The organism is Microcoleus sp. LAD1_D5, from assembly GCF_036702115.1.
Taxonomy (GTDB): domain Bacteria; phylum Cyanobacteriota; class Cyanobacteriia; order Cyanobacteriales; family Microcoleaceae; genus Microcoleus.
Window position 1 is genome coordinate 1 of record NZ_JAUBSA010000095.1, and the last position, 17,311, is coordinate 17,311.

The 17,311-nt window shown below is 46.3% G+C and carries 19 protein-coding genes; 14 read left to right on the plus strand and 5 right to left on the minus strand.

The features are described 5' to 3' along the window. Nucleotides 1-263: 263 nt before the first annotated feature. The 6 genes from QUA70_RS25445 (at nucleotide 264) to QUA70_RS25470 (ending at nucleotide 5,113) form a co-directional block, all read left to right on the plus strand. Complete coding sequence (locus QUA70_RS25445) at nucleotides 264-524, plus strand: hypothetical protein (protein ID WP_333335483.1); 261 nt, start codon at nucleotides 264-266, stop codon at nucleotides 522-524. 120 nt (nucleotides 525-644) lie between these two features. Continuing rightward, nucleotides 645-1,079 carry a ferritin-like domain-containing protein gene (locus QUA70_RS25450; RefSeq protein ID WP_333335480.1) on the plus strand — a complete coding sequence of 145 codons (435 nt, stop codon included), beginning with the start codon at nucleotides 645-647 and terminating at the stop codon, nucleotides 1,077-1,079. Between the two features lie 96 nt (nucleotides 1,080-1,175). Beyond that, nucleotides 1,176-2,138: an FTR1 family protein gene (locus QUA70_RS25455; RefSeq protein WP_333335476.1), complete on the plus strand. Its 963-nt coding sequence runs from the start codon at nucleotides 1,176-1,178 to the stop codon at nucleotides 2,136-2,138. Between the two features lie 596 nt (nucleotides 2,139-2,734). Next, the gene (locus QUA70_RS25460) at nucleotides 2,735-3,472 is read left to right on the plus strand and encodes a response regulator transcription factor (protein ID WP_333072153.1); all 738 of its coding nucleotides are present in this window, start codon (nucleotides 2,735-2,737) and stop codon (nucleotides 3,470-3,472) included. 546 nt (nucleotides 3,473-4,018) lie between these two features. Then, nucleotides 4,019-4,450 carry a hypothetical protein gene (locus tag QUA70_RS25465; protein ID WP_333335486.1) on the plus strand — a complete coding sequence of 144 codons (432 nt, stop codon included), beginning with the start codon at nucleotides 4,019-4,021 and terminating at the stop codon, nucleotides 4,448-4,450. Between the two features lie 147 nt (nucleotides 4,451-4,597). Continuing rightward, nucleotides 4,598-5,113, plus strand: a complete 516-nt coding sequence (locus QUA70_RS25470) for a transcriptional repressor (protein ID WP_333350626.1) — start codon at nucleotides 4,598-4,600, stop codon at nucleotides 5,111-5,113. 245 nt (nucleotides 5,114-5,358) lie between these two features. Here QUA70_RS25470 and QUA70_RS25475 read toward each other — a convergent pair whose 3' ends face one another. The 3 genes from QUA70_RS25475 to QUA70_RS25485 form a co-directional block, all read right to left on the minus strand. Continuing rightward, nucleotides 5,359-6,210: an Npun_R2479 family HD domain-containing metalloprotein gene (locus tag QUA70_RS25475; RefSeq protein WP_333335470.1), complete on the minus strand. Its 852-nt coding sequence runs from the start codon at nucleotides 6,208-6,210 to the stop codon at nucleotides 5,359-5,361. A 207-nt stretch (nucleotides 6,211-6,417) separates the two neighbouring features. Continuing rightward, on the minus strand, nucleotides 6,418-6,621 hold the full coding sequence (locus tag QUA70_RS25480; protein ID WP_333335467.1) for a hypothetical protein: 204 nt from the start codon (nucleotides 6,619-6,621) through the stop codon (nucleotides 6,418-6,420). A 114-nt stretch (nucleotides 6,622-6,735) separates the two neighbouring features. Then, nucleotides 6,736-6,933, minus strand: a complete 198-nt coding sequence (locus QUA70_RS25485) for a hypothetical protein (RefSeq protein ID WP_333350628.1) — start codon at nucleotides 6,931-6,933, stop codon at nucleotides 6,736-6,738. 143 nt (nucleotides 6,934-7,076) lie between these two features. Between QUA70_RS25485 and rpsL the strand changes: the two genes are divergently transcribed. From rpsL to QUA70_RS25520, 7 genes are all read left to right on the plus strand, one after another. Then, on the plus strand, nucleotides 7,077-7,457 hold the full coding sequence (rpsL, locus tag QUA70_RS25490; protein WP_006632197.1) for a 30S ribosomal protein S12: 381 nt from the start codon (nucleotides 7,077-7,079) through the stop codon (nucleotides 7,455-7,457). A 145-nt stretch (nucleotides 7,458-7,602) separates the two neighbouring features. Further along, on the plus strand, nucleotides 7,603-8,073 hold the full coding sequence (rpsG, locus tag QUA70_RS25495) for a 30S ribosomal protein S7 (protein ID WP_006632196.1): 471 nt from the start codon (nucleotides 7,603-7,605) through the stop codon (nucleotides 8,071-8,073). A gap of 345 nt (nucleotides 8,074-8,418) precedes the next feature. Continuing rightward, entirely contained in the window at nucleotides 8,419-10,491 is a 2,073-nt protein-coding gene (fusA, locus tag QUA70_RS25500) for an elongation factor G (RefSeq protein ID WP_333350630.1), read from the plus strand. 101 nt (nucleotides 10,492-10,592) lie between these two features. Then, nucleotides 10,593-11,822, plus strand: coding sequence for an elongation factor Tu (gene tuf, locus QUA70_RS25505; protein ID WP_242724596.1), 1,230 nt, complete (start codon nucleotides 10,593-10,595; stop codon nucleotides 11,820-11,822). Nucleotides 11,823-12,025: 203 nt separating this feature from the next. Then, entirely contained in the window at nucleotides 12,026-12,343 is a 318-nt protein-coding gene (rpsJ, locus tag QUA70_RS25510; protein ID WP_006632193.1) for a 30S ribosomal protein S10, read from the plus strand. A 572-nt stretch (nucleotides 12,344-12,915) separates the two neighbouring features. Next, entirely contained in the window at nucleotides 12,916-13,557 is a 642-nt protein-coding gene (locus tag QUA70_RS25515) for an LON peptidase substrate-binding domain-containing protein (RefSeq protein ID WP_015174045.1), read from the plus strand. Between the two features lie 215 nt (nucleotides 13,558-13,772). Next, on the plus strand, nucleotides 13,773-14,711 hold the full coding sequence (locus tag QUA70_RS25520; RefSeq protein WP_333350632.1) for a PspA/IM30 family protein: 939 nt from the start codon (nucleotides 13,773-13,775) through the stop codon (nucleotides 14,709-14,711). 33 nt (nucleotides 14,712-14,744) lie between these two features. Here the strand turns inward: QUA70_RS25520 and QUA70_RS25525 are convergent, their stop codons facing one another. Continuing rightward, the gene (locus QUA70_RS25525; protein WP_333335461.1) at nucleotides 14,745-15,389 is read right to left on the minus strand and encodes a pentapeptide repeat-containing protein; all 645 of its coding nucleotides are present in this window, start codon (nucleotides 15,387-15,389) and stop codon (nucleotides 14,745-14,747) included. A 50-nt stretch (nucleotides 15,390-15,439) separates the two neighbouring features. Beyond that, entirely contained in the window at nucleotides 15,440-16,387 is a 948-nt protein-coding gene (pheA, locus tag QUA70_RS25530; RefSeq protein ID WP_333335458.1) for a prephenate dehydratase, read from the minus strand. A gap of 208 nt (nucleotides 16,388-16,595) precedes the next feature. Here pheA and QUA70_RS25535 point away from each other — a divergent pair, with 208 nt between their 5' ends. Beyond that, entirely contained in the window at nucleotides 16,596-17,174 is a 579-nt protein-coding gene (locus tag QUA70_RS25535; RefSeq protein WP_333335457.1) for a DUF1997 domain-containing protein, read from the plus strand. Nucleotides 17,175-17,311 lie beyond the last annotated feature (137 nt).

Consider the following 17,311-nt stretch of genomic DNA (forward strand, 5'->3'; position numbering starts at 1 on the left):
TTAAGACTCAGATGTGCATATTTAAATAATGAGATTAAAATGGGTAGGTATGCTTAGTTAAAAAGCGGGATGCTCCCCCTGACAAGTCTCCCGACGTTGTACGTTTCACTAATACGTCTACTGAAACGGCTCTTGCGAGTAGCCCTACATATAAGACTGTCCAAGCTGTACCTGTATCAGCAGCCCAGCAGAAAGTTTAGGCGGTAGATGGCACAAATCAGACAGCAGAAATTACGGCTGGCGTAAAACTAGATGAGTTAGCTGTGAAAGTCTACGATCGCATAAATCAGACTTGGCAAAGTAGCCCTACTTTCAATCAAAATCTAGTCTATCGAGTCAGTCCAAGTCAAGATGGGGCGATCGACAATTTCCAGCCACTCAATCAACCAGCCAAGGATTACACCAAAGAAAATCCTTTGCCAAATCTCCTCAAATCTCCCGAAACTAGCAGCAACAATGCAGCACCAGTCGCTAAGTTTACTGTAGTGTTTGCTCCTACGGGAACCTTAGAAGTTAACCCGTAATTCACATACAACATCTCTCTCTCCGGTAAGGTCCGCCATCAGCACCTTACTTTTCATTTTTAACTTAAATGTGATATTATAAACAGCGCCCTCTAAGGCCTGCTACTTCTAAAACAACAAATGAAAGACCTTGACGAGAAAAAAACCCAGGAACTGCTATGCACCATCATGGAATGGGAACTTGCAGGTGTCGTGCGCTATACCCACTATTCACTAATGGTGACAGGGCCAAACCGGATTCCCATCGTGCAGTTTTTTAAAGCACAAGCAACGGAATCTCTAATCCACGCCCAACAAGCAGGAGAAATTCTCACCGGTTTAGAGGGGCATCCCAGTCAGAAAATTGCTCCCATCGAAGAAACCTACAAACACTCAGTGAAAGACTTGTTAGAAGAAAGTTTAAATCACGAGAAAAAAGCGCTCAAAAAGTATAAATCTTTACTTGAAGTCGTGACCGACTCCAGCGTTTATTTGGAAGAATATGCCCGCAATCTAATTGGACAAGAAGAATTGCACCAAGTAGAATTGAAAAAAATGCTGCGGGATTATAGTTGATTTAATCATTGGTTAGTTGTTATTGGTTGTTGGTTATTGGTTATTTCCAATCACCAATGACCAATGCCCCATGCCCATGCCCCATGATGATAAAAAATGAATTTTAGTGAAGCCATACCCACTTTTGTAATTACCCTGCGCGAAGGCGTAGAAGCCGCCTTAGTCGTCGGAATTGTACTAGCTTGCCTCAAAAAAGCCGAGCAAAGTCACCTCAATTCTTGGGTTTATGCAGGTGTCGCAGCCGGCATTGGTGCTAGCGGTATTGTGGGTATTCTCTTCAATGGATTGCTCGCAGCACTATCAACATCCGAGCAGCCTTACGCACCAGTCATTAAACAGCTATTAGAGGGTGTGTTGGGCCTTGTGGCGATCGCAATGCTAAGTTGGATGCTAATTTGGATGACTCAGCAAGCGCGCTTTCTCAAAGCAGAAGTTGAAGGAGCAGTTACAGCAGCTTTGACAGAAAATACCAATGCCGGCTGGGGCGTATTTGGCTTAATTTTTATTGCGGTACTGCGCGAAGGTTTTGAAACAGTTATATTTGTCAGCGCTCAATTTCAACAAGGTTTGAGTCCCGCTTTGGGAGCTTTGGGCGGTTTGACTGGGGCGGCAATCATTGGCGCGCTACTGTTCTATGGGGGTGTCAAAATTGATATCCGCCTGTTTTTCAAGTTTATGGGGATTTTGTTGCTGTTAATCGTGGCAGGTTTGGCAGTATCTGCACTCAAACATTTTGACCAAGCCGCTGGGATTTTGTCACAGATGAATAGCAAGTATGCAGCAATTTGTGTTTATTACGATCGCCTCGCACCAGTCCACTCTTGTATTTTAGGGCCTATGGTGTGGAATGCAACGGAAATTTTGCCCGATCGACAATTTCCGGGAGTGATTCTCAAAGCACTGTTTGGATACAGAGATCGACTTTATCTCGTCCAAGCAGCGGCTTACACAATATTCTTAGCCACCATCGGCGGTCTTTATTTCCAAAAATTAAGCTCTAAGGCGAGTGTTCCCAACCAAAATACTCAGCCAGCTCGATCGGAAACTCGCCCTCAGTAGGTATGCAAGCTGTTTTTATCGGTTGTTTTCGTGATTCCAGGGCGAGAAAAAAATTAGCCTCACAGGCAAAAAATTGACTAAAAATTTTCCGGTTGCGGGATTGATTATTTGACTTTTATATGAGAGCATTAAAGGCTTGCAATACTATTTATTTATTTTATAAATACTTGTATTAATATTATTTAATAATACCGTCAATACCCAAAAAAAGCCAGCACTACCCCTCAAAAAAAACAAAAATTTTTTAAGCAAAATTAACTAAATTAAAAAATTTACAGTTAACGGTTAACAGGGTTATGTAAGACGCAGACTACCGTTAGGGCTATTCTGTGAAGTCCCCGGCGCACCCTGCAAAAGTTAAGGCTGTTCTTGCCGACCAAGAATCTGCCCCCAGCAAGATTTGGAGCAAACACTTTTCTGATATGCCCTCTTAGGGCTTATAATTAGTACAAGAATATTTACAGAGCCCCGAAAGTTCTTAATCAACCTTATAATCCTTAATGAAGCTTAAATTTAAAAAATTGTTCGTTAAAGTTACCTGGAACCCCCAGAAGGCTGTAGGATCTGCCATTCGGTTAGCGGTGAGATAAATGATGATGCCCCGGATACTTGTTATTGATGATGACGCGGCGATCGCCGAACTCGTAGCCGTCAACCTAGAAATGGCTGGCTACGAAGTCACCCAGGCAGAAGACGGCATCAAAGGTCAGGCCCTAGCAATACAACTGCTCCCCGACTTGATCATGCTAGACCTCATGCTCCCTAGAGTAGACGGATTCACCGTATGTCAGCGTTTGCGGCGTGACGAGCGCACCTCAGACATTCCCGTCTTGATGTTGACAGCCTTGAGTCAAACTCAAGACAAAGTAGAAGGCTTCAACTCCGGCGCCGACGACTACCTGACCAAACCCTTTGAACTAGAAGAGATGCTAGCCCGAGTGCGAGCTCTACTAAGGCGCACAGACCGCATCCCCCAAGCTGCCAAACACTCCGAAATCCTGAATTACGGCCCGCTGACCCTTGTCCCCGAAAGGTTTGAAGCTGTTTGGTACGATCAGACAGTCAAACTGACCCACCTAGAGTTTGAGTTGCTGCACTGCTTGCTTCAGCGCCACGGTCAGACAGTCTCTCCCAGCGAAATTCTCAAAGAAGTCTGGGGTTACGACCCCGACGACGACATCGAAACCATTCGCGTACACATCAGACACCTGAGAACCAAGATGGAACCCGATCCCCGCCATCCTCGGTACATCAAAACCGTATACGGGGCCGGTTATTGCCTGGAGTTGCCCAACAACGAGCAAGTAGCCGAGGAAACCAAATCATCTGCTTGAGCTAGCGTGTCCGATGCAACAGGCAGTCAAAAATCTAGCTAGAAAAGCCTGAGAGCAAATGCTCTCAGGCTTGGTTGTTTGGAGTTTGAGATGAATATGTCAACAAGTAGACATTAACTCTCTTGGGGAGAAATAATCTCGCACCCCCTCTCACCCCAGTTTTATAGAAGCTGGCCCAGAGGAAAGTACCGGATTTCTTTTTCCACCTTGTTTTTTCCGAGAGGATTAGATAGCTACTTAAACAATACTCTAGCCTTAATAATACTCCTTAACAATACTATTTATCAATAAAGTCTGAACTATTCCTTTAGTTGCTATTATTGCTAACGGCAAGCTCACTTCTGATTAAGCGCCAAAAACAGTCAGATGCTTGATTTCACGATGTTTTTTGCTATTGAGTTACATATCTGAACTCAATTTAGTGAAAAATTTTATCAAATACCCCTTGACGAAACTTCTAAAATTGTTGATTATCTATATCAATAACCTGCAAGCGCTTAAAACTCCACTGAGATCTTTCTCAAGAGGTAAATCGCCGTGACAAGCATGGCAAAAAAATCCTTCCCAGCCGAAGGAGAATTTTTTCCCTGGTGGGCCGGCAACGCCCGCTTAATCAACCTTTCCCGCCGTTTGCTCGGTACCCGCGTCGCCCACGTCGGCCTTATCGTCTTCTGGGCGGGAGCCTATACCCTATTGGAGCTTTCCCGCTTTAACCCACAATTGCCCATGTACGAACAAGGCTTAATCCTGTTGCCAAACCTAGCTATATTCGGCTGGGGTGTTGGTGCGGGAGGCAAAATTAATGACTACCCCCTCAAATGTACAGTGTGGCCGTGGGTTGCTTGTACTGAAGATGCGATCGGTTACACCGACTTTGAACCTAAGACTTGTTTTGCCAGTGCCGATCGGCAACATTGCTCTAAACTTCGCAAAAATTACGCTGAAATACCGACTACCACTGCTTCAGTTCCACCTTGAGCAAGGGGGATAGGTGGCTAGCAGAGTGAGTCTAAACTTAGATTGATTTTCAAGGAAAATACACTTTTGGACAATCGAAACAAGAGCGCGAACAAATAACAGATAATCCAGCAAAATCTCCCTTCAATTTTTTGATTTTTTACCGACATGAATCTATACAGCGCTAACTCATTCAAAGTCGAACTAAACCAGAGAGGCTGCCGCCTGACTCCCCAGCGAGAAACTATTTTGAGTGTTTTTCAAAATCTGCCACAAGGCAATCATTTAAGTGCGGAAGAATTATACAAGACTTTGCATAATAAAGGAGAACGAATAGGCTTGTCTACTGTCTACAGAACGCTGCATTTATTAGCAAGAATTGGGATTTTGCGTGAACTAGAATTAGCTGAAGGACATAAACATTACGAACTGAACTTCCCGGAATTGCACCACCACCACCATCTGGTTTGTATTCAGTGTCACAAAACTTTTGAATTTAGCGATGAATCCATTTTAAGAATTGGCAAAAAGCAAGTTGAAAAAGCTGGTGTAGAACTGCTTGACTGTCAATTAACTGTGCGTGCTGTTTGTTTGGAAGCGCTGCGGGAGGGATGGCCTTCTTTGGTACCCAGCAATTGGTTGTGTCCCAGATATCATGCAGAAATTGAGGAGGAAATTAGTTGAGTTGGATGAAATATATTTCGATAAGGGTAAATTACTAATTGGTAATTGCTAATTCTTTAACTCAGGTACGGTAATGGCGCTGCAAGGAATGCTAGCAAAGCAATTATTAGGAAAGCAATCTCACGCATTCAAAACTTGCCGCCTTTCCCTTCTCTTTAATACCGTTGCAAGGAATGTTAACGAAGCAATTATTAGGAAAGCAATCTCACGCATTCAAAACTTGCCGCCTTTCCCTTCCCCTGCCCTTAAGCAACGTCAGAATCGCAACGTTGGTGTTCCATCCGAAATATGTTAGCGTACAAACTAGCCACAATCTGTTTGCCTTCCTGCGTCAACTGCAAGTAACCTAGAGATTCGCTGATGTGAGGATAAATGCCGCTCCAGTAAAACTTAGAGTAGCTTTGCAGCAAGTCGCCCGGATGTCGATAGCCCAAAACTTTAGTAGCACCGCTTTCTTCCAACTCGTAAAACAGCGCCCCAATTTTCTGCAAATATTGCGGGTTGCTGAGCTGACCTATCAAGTCAGCACCGCGCACTAAACTAGAATAATTACCTGCATCCTCGTCAGTGTTGCCGTCAAGGACCGAGAAACGAGTCTGTTCTATGTTCTGCTTAATTATCTCAGCATTAATTAGCTTGTGGTTGCCGAAGCGCTCGTCAATGAACAATTTAGCTCGGTCAACTCGGTAAGGAGCTAAGCTGGCCGCTGTTGCACCGGGAGCAAGTGCAATTCTCAGGCCATCTTTTCCCGTAGCATACAATCCTTCTGATTCTTGGTCTTGCCGACAAACTCCTTTGACATATCCGATATCTTGGCACAGCAAAGAAATGATGAAGTGCAGCCAATCTTCGCAGGAAACTCCGCCCTTGCGAATGTGTTTTCCCCGCAAGATTTCTTGACCGACTAAGCTAATGCAAATGGCGTGTTCTACATTGTGATAAAGAGCGTCACTGTTGGCGATGTTTTCTAGCGCCATTGCCCCCACCCAGGCAATAATGTCAGCATAGTCTGATTTGTAGCCTCCGTAAGTGCGGCTGTACCCGTTCTGAAGTTGTTCGATGAAAGCCTCGATCAGCAGTTCTGTAGAATTAAACATAACCTGTCCTTTTACCTTAATATTTCCTTTCAAGAGCGGTGCATCTATTGGGGAGTCCTCTAATTTGATGGATGAGATTTTAGTTCACAACTCATGCACCCCGTGTGTCTTGTTCTCTGTGGGTGGCAATCTCAAAACTCATTGACGCAGCTCCGCCCGGGGAGTCACGAAGCAATCTCGCGCCCTGACTCAAAACTCCCAAGCAACTCAGTCCATCACTGACACCCATCCCCGCCGTACTGCATACAGCAGCCTGCTGACAATTTTTCGATCCTCTGAACTTTTTAAACTGTGAGAATTAATTGCGTATTGAATTTGCTGGAACTGATCCCGATCGATCTTACCGGATTTCCAAATGTTCAAGTAAAGTTCGGAAATTTTATATTCAGGAATATAAGTTTTGGTTGTCATCTGCAGTCAACTCAATGTATATTTCTTATTGTCGGGCAATTTTAGATAACTTTATGTGATGTAGATCGACTATAGACTGTGATGCGATCGCAGGCTGGAGTTAATGCGCCTCTCCTAAAAATGGTAATTTGAGCGAAAAAACGCGATATTGCGATCGTCATAAATTTTGCTGACGGCTGTGAAAATCATCATAGTTGCGCCTAAATTATAGGATGTCACATACCATTCTCCCGTTGCGCTCGCCCCCTCCCAACTTGCAGCCAGGAAGGAAGTTTGAGCGCGGATCGCGCAAATTTCTTGCCAAAGAAACACGCGTCGTGTACAATATAGAGTCTGGTATCCTCACTTACCCATAATTATTTTCATTCATCCCGTCCCCCCAGAGGGGAAGGGACTTTCAGTGCGGATACAGCCAAATCACTATATTCAGCAAAAAGCTAGAAATGCCGTAACTCATGCCCACTATTCAGCAACTCATCCGTTCAGCACGGGAACAAACGCAGAAAAAAACCAAATCGCCAGCTCTCAAGAGTTGCCCCCAGCGCCGCGGAGTTTGCACCAGAGTGTACACGACCACCCCGAAAAAACCCAACTCGGCGCTGCGGAAGGTGGCTCGGGTACGGCTGACCTCTGGTTTTGAAGTCACCGCCTACATCCCAGGGATCGGTCACAACTTGCAAGAACACTCGGTAGTAATGATCCGAGGCGGTCGGGTAAAAGATTTGCCCGGAGTTAGATACCACATCATTCGGGGTACATTAGACACCGCTGGGGTGAAAGACCGCAAGCAGGGTCGTTCCAAATACGGGGCCAAGCGTCCTAAAGAGAAAAAATAACACGGAACTCGCCCGATCGTCGGGGTTGGGAAGCAAAAATAAATCCGATCGCGCCGCTCAATTGCACGCTCGATCGTCATAAATCGAGATGTGATCCCAAAAGCCCAAAGTCAATCATTCAAAATCAAAAATCCCAAATAGAACTATGTCTCGCCGCACAGTTATTCAAAAACGTCCAGTTCCACCAGATCCAACCTACAACAGCCGGTTGGTAAGCATGATGGTGAGACGGATCATGCAGCACGGCAAAAAATCCGTTGCCTCCAGCATCGTCTACGACGCCCTCAAAACCATCCAAGAACGCACAGGGGCTGAACCGTTAGACTTGTTTGAAAAAGCAGTCAAAAACGCGACACCCCTGGTCGAAGTCAAAGCCCGCCGGGTAGGTGGCGCCACCTACCAAGTGCCGATGGAAGTGCGTTCCGATCGCGGTACCACCCTTGCCCTCCGCTGGCTGATCAGATTTGCCCGCGCCCGCACCGGCCGCTCGATGGCAGCCAAGCTAGCCAACGAACTGATGGATGCAGCTAACGAAACAGGGAGTGCTATTCGCAAGCGCGAAGAAACTCACCGCATGGCTGAAGCTAACAAGGCTTTTGCTCACTACCGCTACTAACTGCAACAACGGGCATGGAGAAGAGCGCGATTGTTCGGTATAAAAGCATCGGGTGAGAAATTGGAAAGTGTAAGTTTTGAGTGTTGAGATTGCTTCTCTTGGCGCAGTTGCGATTGGTGAAGCAAACTCAAAACTCCCAAAATCAAAATTCACGCATTCAAAATTCACGCACTCTCTGAATCCTCCATGTCGCATCCTTAATATTTTTGTAAACAAATCTTGCAAAAAATATTAAAATGTAACAATAAGCTCCAGAGACTTTTGTAAGTCACTGGGGAGTGCAAAATAGGGTTACTGTGTAGTATAATAGTATTATAACAGCAACACAAGATTAAGGAGGTAGCTGTGGCACGTACCGTCCCGCTAGAAAAAACTCGCAACATCGGCATCGCAGCCCACATTGACGCGGGCAAAACAACAACAACTGAAAGAATTCTGTTCTATTCAGGCATGGTTCACAAAATGGGTGAAGTGCACGAGGGAACAGCAGTCACTGACTGGATGGAGCAAGAGCGGGAGCGGGGAATTACGATTACTGCCGCTGCTATCACCACCAGTTGGAAAGATTACAAAATCAACATCATCGACACTCCCGGACACGTAGACTTCACGATCGAAGTCGAACGCTCGATGCGAGTGCTCGACGGAGTGATCGCAGTGTTCTGCTCGGTAGGGGGAGTGCAGCCGCAATCCGAAACAGTTTGGCGACAGGCCGATCGGTACAAAGTACCGCGGATCGTGTTCGTCAACAAAATGGATCGGATGGGTGCAAACTTCTACAAAGTCTACGGCCAAATTCGCGATCGCATGAGAGCGAACGCCGTACCCATCCAAATCCCGATCGGCAGTGAAGAAAACTTCCGGGGAATTGTAGACTTAGTGCAAATGAAAGCCTATATCTACAATAACGACACGGGAACCGACATCGAGGAAGTAGAAATCCCCGATGAAGTAAAGGATCTAGCCGTAGAATACCGCACCAAGCTGATCGAGTCCGTAGCAGAAACCAACGACTCCCTCACGGAGAAATACCTCGAAGGCGAAGAGTTAACGGAAGACGAAATCCGCTTGGCCCTGCGTCACGGCACTGTCGAAGGTACGATCGTCCCCATGCTCTGCGGTTCGGCCTTCAAAAACAAAGGCGTTCAGTTGTTGTTGGATGCAGTCATCGACTATCTGCCCTCGCCCTTGGAAGTTCCTCCAATACAAGGACTCCTGCCCAACGGCGACACAGCAGAGCGGTTTGCAGACGACAGCGCCCCCCTGTCAGCCCTGGCATTCAAAATCATGGCTGACCCCTACGGCAGGCTGACCTTCGTTCGCGTCTACTCCGGTATCCTCAAAAAAGGAACCTACGTCCTGAACTCCACCAAAGACAAAAAAGAGCGGGTTTCTCGCCTAATTGTACTCAAAGCGGACGATCGGATAGAAGTTGAGGAACTCCGAGCCGGAGACTTGGGAGCAGCCTTGGGTTTGAAAGACACCTTCACCGGCGACACCCTCTGCGAAGAAGGAGCGCCAGTGATTCTGGAATCCCTGTTTATTCCAGAGCCAGTCATCTCGGTGGCTGTCGAACCCAAAACCAAACAAGACATGGAGAAGCTCTCCAAAGCCCTCCAGTCGCTCTCGGAAGAAGACCCCACCTTCCGAGTCAACGTTGACCCTGAAACCAACCAGACAGTCATCGCCGGTATGGGCGAACTGCACCTGGAAATCCTGGTTGACAGGATGCTGCGGGAATTCAAAGTAGAAGCGAACGTGGGTCAGCCACAAGTAGCCTACCGCGAAACCATTCGCAAATCCGTCCGCGCTGAAGGTAAATTTATCCGCCAAAGCGGCGGTAAAGGTCAGTACGGTCACGTCGTGATCGAACTAGAACCCACCGAAGTCGGAAGCGGCTTTGAATTTGTCTCCAAAATTGTTGGTGGCACTGTACCCAAAGAGTACATCGGCCCTGCAGAACAAGGGATGAAAGAAGCGTGCGAATCAGGTATTGTAGCAGGATATCCCGTGATTGACCTCAAAGCTACTATGGTAGACGGGTCTTTCCACGACGTAGACTCCTCAGAAATGGCATTTAAGATCGCCGGTTCAATGGCGATCAAAGAAGCCGTGATGAAGGCGTCGCCCGTGCTGCTAGAGCCTATGATGAAAGTAGAGGTTGAAGTTCCCGAAGATTACATCGGGAACGTCATCGGAGACCTCAACTCGCGTCGGGGTCAGATCGAAGGTCAAGAGACGGATCAGGGGATAGCCAAAGTTTCTGTAAAGGTTCCACTAGCAGAAATGTTTGGTTACGCCACCGACATCCGCTCGAAAACCCAAGGTCGAGGCATCTTCACAATGGAATTCAGCCATTACGAAGAAGTGCCGCGAAATGTGGCTGAAGCCATTATCGCTAAGAACAAAGGGAACTAATGATTTTGGATTTTAGATTTTGGATTTTGGATTGAATCCAAAGTCTAGAATCTAAAATCTCAAGTCTAAAATCGCTAAAAGAAACAAGGAACAGATCAAGAATGGCACGCGCAAAATTTGAACGGAATAAACCCCACGTAAACATCGGCACGATCGGTCACGTTGACCACGGCAAAACAACTTTGACCGCCGCGATTACGATGACTCTCTCTGCACTAGGTCAAGCAAAGGCTAAGAACTACGCCGACATCGACGCTGCGCCCGAAGAAAAAGCACGGGGTATTACGATTAATACTGCTCACGTGGAATACGAAACCACAGGTCGGCACTATGCCCACGTAGATTGCCCCGGACACGCTGACTATGTGAAAAACATGATCACCGGTGCAGCTCAAATGGACGGCGGCATCCTAGTAGTGTCAGCGGCAGACGGCCCCATGCCTCAAACTCGCGAACACATCCTGCTAGCTAAGCAAGTTGGCGTTCCCAGCCTGGTTGTCTTCTTGAACAAAGAAGACATGGTGGATGATGCTGAACTGTTGGAATTGGTAGAACTGGAAGTTCGCGAACTTTTGAGCTCTTACGATTTTCCGGGCGATGACATCCCCATCGTCACAGGTTCGGGATTGAAAGCTCTCGAAGCGATGCTTGCTAATCCCAAGACAGTCAAGGGCGAAAATGAGTGGGTTGACAAAATCTACAAGCTGATGGAAGAAGTAGATGCTTACATCCCCACCCCAGAACGCGAAGTTGACAAGCCTTTCTTGATGGCAGTTGAAGACGTATTCTCGATTACTGGTCGGGGTACGGTCGCCACTGGTCGGATTGAGCGCGGAACTATCAAAGTCGGCGAAACAGTCGAATTGGTGGGTCTTAAGGACACTCGCAGCACTACGGTGACTGGTGTGGAAATGTTCACCAAGTCTCTGGAAGAAGGTTTGGCCGGCGACAACGTGGGTCTACTGCTGCGGGGGATTTTAAAGGCGGATATTGAACGCGGAATGGTGATTGCCAAGCCGAAAAGCATCCTGCCTCACACTCAGTTTGAATCTGAAGTGTACATCCTCAAGAAGGAAGAAGGTGGCCGGCACACGCCCTTTTTCTCTGGCTATCGCCCTCAATTCTACGTCCGTACCACTGACGTGACCGGCACGATCGCACAGTTCACCGCTGATGACGGTACTGAAGCAGAAATGGTGATGCCAGGTGACCGGATCAAAATGACTGTTGAGTTGATTCACCCGATCGCGATCGAACAAGGAATGCGCTTCGCTATCCGCGAAGGCGGCCGCACCGTCGGCGCCGGCGTTGTTTCCAAAATCCTCAAGTAGGAATCCGATAACAGCCTAGATAGCAGAAAAGCCGCCCAATTTAATCAGGCTTTTCTGCTATTTAGTGAGTAGTGAGTAGTTATAGGTTAGTGGCCAGTTGTTAGTAGTTATGGGTTAAATGTTCAATAACAAATAACAAATAACAAATGACTGATCACTAATGACTAAAAATAAACTGAACCTCGAAAATTCAAGAAACAAAAATGGCAACAATTCAACAACAAAAAATTCGCATTCGCCTCAAAGCTTTCGATCGCCGAATTCTAGACGCATCCTGCGAAAAGATTGTAGATACAGCAAATCGGACAGCAGCCACAGCGATCGGCCCGATTCCCCTACCGACAAAACGGCGGATTTACTGCTTGCTGCGATCGCCCCACGTAGACAAAGATTCTCGCGAACACTTTGAAACCCGCACGCACCGTCGCATAATCGACATTCATCAGCCCTCGGCGAAAACAATTGACGCTTTGATGAAACTGGACTTGCCAGCCGGCGTAGATATCGAAGTCAAGCTGTAGATTGACTTATCGAAAACTCGGAAAGAAGGAACAAAGATTAAATAAATTGTTCCTTCTTTTTGTTGCAATTTCCCTAGTCATTAGTTATAGCAGAAGGAAGTTCGGCAACGGATTCTGTAACGAATGTAACGGATGTAATGGATGTAACGGATGTCAGTCCGATGGAAGTCGGAAGAAGGAAGAAGAAAGAAGGAAGAAAATCAATGGTTTCAGCCATTAACAACGTCCTAACCGTCTTGGCGGTTGCTATATTAGGTATTAGTTATTAGTTAATCATCAGCAATAATTTCTGCTCCGGCACGAACTTAAATAATTATTCTTAATTAAGGCGCGATCACTACAAAAACGCTCCTTTAGCAGTCGCTATCATCGCCTTCGGACTCACTTAGTTTAGCAAAAAGGTAAATTTAACCTTTTGAGGAAATAACGCCTTTGTCAAGCTGTCAGCACTGGAGATAGCGAGCCGTCGCTTCCGTTGCGAGCGAAAAAGCCCGATGGCTCCTGCCCCGGAATTGCCTTTAATCAGTTAAAGTAAGAAAAAGAAGCGCAAGTACCGTCACTTTTGAGCGACAATGGCATCCTCTTCCTCTGTAGCAGTTCGCGAACTCCCCTTATTTCCCTTGCCGGAAGTGGTTCTATTTCCAGGTAGGCCACTCCCACTGCAAATCTTCGAGTTTCGCTATCGAATCATGATGAATACGATTCTGGAGGGCGATCGGCGTTTCGGTGTGCTCATGTGGGACCCGAACCAAAACAAAGTCTCTGCCGTTGGCTGTTGCGCCGAAGTGATTCACTGTCAGCGCCTGCCCGACGATCGCATGAAAATTATGACTCTCGGCCAGCAGCGGTTCCGAGTGCTCGACGCCGTTCGGGAAAAACCGTATTTAGTCGGTCTAGTAGAATGGATCGAAGACGCACCGCCGCAACAAGACCTCAGACCTTTGGGAAAAGATGTCGAACAACTGCTGAGAGATGTAGTTCGCCTCTCCAGCAAATTGATGGATCAGCCGATCGACCTGCCGGAAGACATTCCCAGTTTGCCTACAGAATTGTCCTATTGGGTAGCCAGCTACCTTTACGGCGCAGCGACAGAACAGCAAACTCTTTTAGAATTGCAAGATACTGCTGCGAGATTGGAACGCGAAACCGAAATTTTGACTTCTACTCGCAATCACTTGGCAGCGAGGACTGTACTTAAAGATACCCTCAAGTAGCCACTTTGCCTAGGAAAAAGCACGATCGGTTTGACCTGAAGTGAAGAAAGAATTACACACAAATCATTCGATTTTCGATTTTCGATTTTTGATTTTCGATTGACTGATGAACTAAGGGTTTGGATCGCGGGCCTACAGTTCCATTCTTTTTGGGAACTGGTATCTGTTTAATTCTTAACTTCAAACAGGTTCGGATAGGTTCCTTATAGCAGTAAATGCTTGTGTTAGACAATCACGACCAACCGAAACCATACGATGCAGTTAGAGGCGGTCAACTGCCACCTCCTGTGGGCGGTGTAGTGCTCGGCGGACTAGCAGGAGTTAAACACCGACTGTCTAGTTCTGTCAGCGAACATCGCATCGCCGCCCTGACAGAGACATTGAATTACGGCGATGCAGGCTTAAAAATAGTCATCAAGATTTGTCAAAGCGAAACAGGGCCAGTGCAGCGGGCTGCCGGGGATTTGCTCCGAAAAAGACTGAGTTCGATCGCCCGCGAAAAATTACAGGCTTTTGTAGCTTCAAGTTCAGATTCAGAAGCTGAGTTAGACAGCACTGAAAAAATATTAAAGCACTCATCCGGTGCAGTCTCAGAAAAAAATTACGATCGGCAAATGTCCGAAGCCCAGTTAATATTTGAGACAATTACGCAGCAGATGCAACCAAATTTGTTGCTGTTAGAAGCACTGGTAGCCTCTGTAGAACGCGAAGAATTTACCAGCGAACTGATGAATCTTTGGGAACTATTAATCTTAGAAATTCAGGAACCTCTCAAAGAACTGCGTCAGGCTGTTGGCAGTGCGATTTCCGCCCAACTGCGGATTCAGTGGCTGTACAATCAAGCTGAATCTCAAGCTAATCAGTCGCAGCAGCGAGCTTTGCTAGCTCTTCAGACACAGGATGAAAATTCAGTCCGCCTCACCGTGGTTCGCAAGCAGGTTCAATTCGATCAGGCGGCAGAACTAAAAATTGACTTAGACTACCAAACTGTGCGAGTAGAAAATCTCAACCGCAACTTGCTGGCTTTGGAAAGTAAGATTGCTCAAGCTAATTCCAAGAAAGAGATCCTCAAGATGCAGCTTCATTTTGCTAAGGTACAGCAGCACATAGACTTCACTTTCAGCCAAGTCAATAGTATATTTTTTAGTCCTTAGTTGTCGGATTCTCCGGTTATATATTGCGTGATCTCAAACTTGTCTGACGCAAAAATGTATAGCCCCACTTAAAATTGCCTCATCTAGCTTCGCTCCTTCGAGATTAGCACCGCATAAAAATGCCCCGCTCAAATTAGCACCGCGCAAGTCAGCTTCTCTCAAATCTGCGTACTCCAGGTTACTTTCACACAAAAATGCGCCTCTCAAACTTGCTCCCATCAAACTCGCTCCCCGCAGTCTAGCATTGCTTAAATTGGCTTCGTTGAGGTTTGTATTGTCCAAGCAAGCATCTATGAGGTTAGCTTCCATAAGGTTTGCCCTATACAAGTTTGCACCGCTCAAATCAACACCAATCATTTTCGTATCGCTCAAGTTGGCGTTTGCCAGGTTTGCCTCACTCATGTCAGCTCCTGTTAATCTCGCGAATCTTAGATCGGCTCTGCCACTCAAATCGATCCCCTCGAGTTTAGCCATCACTAGGCAAGCATTCTTGAGGTTGGCATCTATTAAGTTAGCCCAACTTAGGTCTGCTAAAGCTAAATTGACCTCCTTCAAATTCGCAGAGGCTAGATTAATGTGAATTAGAAAAGCTTTTGACAGGAAAGCGCCTATCAAGTTGGTTTCATGAAAATTTCTTTCTCCGGCTGCGTATCGCTTGAGAAGTTCATCAGCATTCATCTCACCAGCCTCCTAAGCTTTAATTAAAAAGTATACTACATAAAAGAAAATTATACTACGGACAGTAAACTGTAGCAACCAAAGATTTTTAAAGTTTCTGTGTGATTTTTTAATTCTTCGAGTGCCGATCGCACAAATGCTTGGCAGGCGTTAGCCTCAACGTCCATAAAGAAAATATATTCTCCGAGCGATCTTTTAGTCGGTCTAGATTCAATCCGACTTAAATTAATACCCCGACTGGCAAATACTTGCAAAGGTTTTACCAGTGCTCCCGGCATATTGGCAGGTACGCTAAAAGCTAGTGAGGTATGGGTGCAATTAGACGCTGAAGCATCGAGGATCAACTCAGGAGGAGATTGTGTAATGGATTTAATGGATGAGCGAGCCCCTGATTCTACGTTTCCGATTTCTCCACCACTCCTGCTGAGTACCCAAAAGCGAGTGTAATTATCGGGATAATCATTAATGGGGTGAGCTAACACTGGCAAATTGTAAAGTTCAGCCGCTCTTGGCGAAGATATCGCTGCTACATTTCTATCTTCCAGATATTGCAATGCTTCCGTGGTTGAATTCGCCGGAATTAATTGAGCTGAGGGAATAAACTGCCCCAACCATACCTGACACTGAGCTAGCGCTTGCGGGTGAGAGTAAACTTTGTGAATCTCGTTAAAATTTTTAGCATTAGACACCAGGGCGTGGGAAATTGGCAAAACTAAGGCGTGTTGAATGCGGAGTTGATCGAGTCGCCACAGTGTATCTAAGGTGACAGTCACGCTGCCTTCGATCGAATTTTCGACGGGCACAACTGAATAGTCAACCTGCCCTACGGCCGATGCCTCTAGTGCTTGGGAAATGGTGGAATAAGGACACAGGGTGCATTCCAAGTTAGTTTCCAGGCTCAACCAATTGAGATAAGCTAGAGCCGCTGTTTCTGCATTTGTACCAACAGGGCCGAGATGTGCGATCCTCTTCGAGGGCTTCGCTAACGAAATTTTCATTTAGAGGCAATTTTAGGTTACAAATGTTTGCTTTACTCTCATCAGCTAGCAAGTATGATGAAAAATTAGCGATGTCCCGAAAGCTTTTATCCGTGATTTCTCGGATGACATTGCTGGGTACACGACTTAGTGCGCGACTTATGTCACCTTAAAAAAGGTGATACTTTATTAACATATGCTTAGGAATCCTATATTTTGATATCTTCTCATGTATATCCGCTTTAATTCTTCCCAATCCGTTGAGATCTCCGTACCAGAGGAACGGGTTCCCATTCAACATTATCTGCGCCAGCCGAGGCGACTGGTGAACGCTCTTGTCGATCAAAGTCGCACAGAACAGCTAAGCGATGACTGTTTCCGCCTAAAAATGCGACCGTTACAATTTATGATGCTGAGCATTCAACCCACAGTAGACATGAGGGTGTGGGCGCAGTCGGACGGCACAATCAATTTGGAGTCCGTCGCCTGCGAAATTCGCGGCGTGGGTTATATCAACGATCGCTTTGCTCTCAATCTCAAAGGACAGCTTTGTGTACACCAAAGCAGCGGGGTAGCATACTTGAAGGGAAAAGCGGATTTGGAAGTGCAAGTAGAGTTACCGCCGCCGTTTTGGCTGACGCCCAAACCCATTTTAGAAGCAACAGGTAATGCTTTGCTCAAGAGCGTACTGATGAGCGTCAAACAGCGGTTGATGCACCAGTTGCTCTCCGATTACCGCCGGTGGGCAAGCAGTGAAACTGAGGTAACATCGATCGATCTCCCCCCAATCTTATCTTTAGAAGGGTGAAATCCTACTAGAGAAGGTGTTAATTAATGTATAGGGATATTTAGGTACAAATCAGGCCACTTACCAAGAAAATGGGTCTAAAGCCCGGTCCTTTTAGGACGGCTTTAATTTCCCCAGAACTGTGATAGAGTGTTTTA

Coding starts and splice junctions, on each gene's coding strand:
- QUA70_RS25450 (WP_333335480.1), top strand. CDS start 645: ATGAAAGACCTTGACGAGAAAAAAACCCAGGAACTGCTATGCACCATC.
- QUA70_RS25455 (WP_333335476.1), top strand. CDS start 1,176: ATGAATTTTAGTGAAGCCATACCCACTTTTGTAATTACCCTGCGCGAA.
- QUA70_RS25460 (WP_333072153.1), top strand. CDS start 2,735: ATGCCCCGGATACTTGTTATTGATGATGACGCGGCGATCGCCGAACTC.
- QUA70_RS25465 (WP_333335486.1), top strand. CDS start 4,019: ATGGCAAAAAAATCCTTCCCAGCCGAAGGAGAATTTTTTCCCTGGTGG.
- QUA70_RS25470 (WP_333350626.1), top strand. CDS start 4,598: ATGAATCTATACAGCGCTAACTCATTCAAAGTCGAACTAAACCAGAGA.
- QUA70_RS25475 (WP_333335470.1), bottom strand. CDS start 6,210: ATGTTTAATTCTACAGAACTGCTGATCGAGGCTTTCATCGAACAACTT.
- QUA70_RS25480 (WP_333335467.1), bottom strand. CDS start 6,621: ATGACAACCAAAACTTATATTCCTGAATATAAAATTTCCGAACTTTAC.
- rpsL (WP_006632197.1), top strand. CDS start 7,077: ATGCCCACTATTCAGCAACTCATCCGTTCAGCACGGGAACAAACGCAG.
- rpsG (WP_006632196.1), top strand. CDS start 7,603: ATGTCTCGCCGCACAGTTATTCAAAAACGTCCAGTTCCACCAGATCCA.
- tuf (WP_242724596.1), top strand. CDS start 10,593: ATGGCACGCGCAAAATTTGAACGGAATAAACCCCACGTAAACATCGGC.
- rpsJ (WP_006632193.1), top strand. CDS start 12,026: ATGGCAACAATTCAACAACAAAAAATTCGCATTCGCCTCAAAGCTTTC.
- QUA70_RS25515 (WP_015174045.1), top strand. CDS start 12,916: ATGGCATCCTCTTCCTCTGTAGCAGTTCGCGAACTCCCCTTATTTCCC.
- QUA70_RS25520 (WP_333350632.1), top strand. CDS start 13,773: ATGCTTGTGTTAGACAATCACGACCAACCGAAACCATACGATGCAGTT.
- QUA70_RS25525 (WP_333335461.1), bottom strand. CDS start 15,389: ATGAATGCTGATGAACTTCTCAAGCGATACGCAGCCGGAGAAAGAAAT.
- pheA (WP_333335458.1), bottom strand. CDS start 16,387: ATGAAAATTTCGTTAGCGAAGCCCTCGAAGAGGATCGCACATCTCGGC.
- QUA70_RS25535 (WP_333335457.1), top strand. CDS start 16,596: ATGTATATCCGCTTTAATTCTTCCCAATCCGTTGAGATCTCCGTACCA.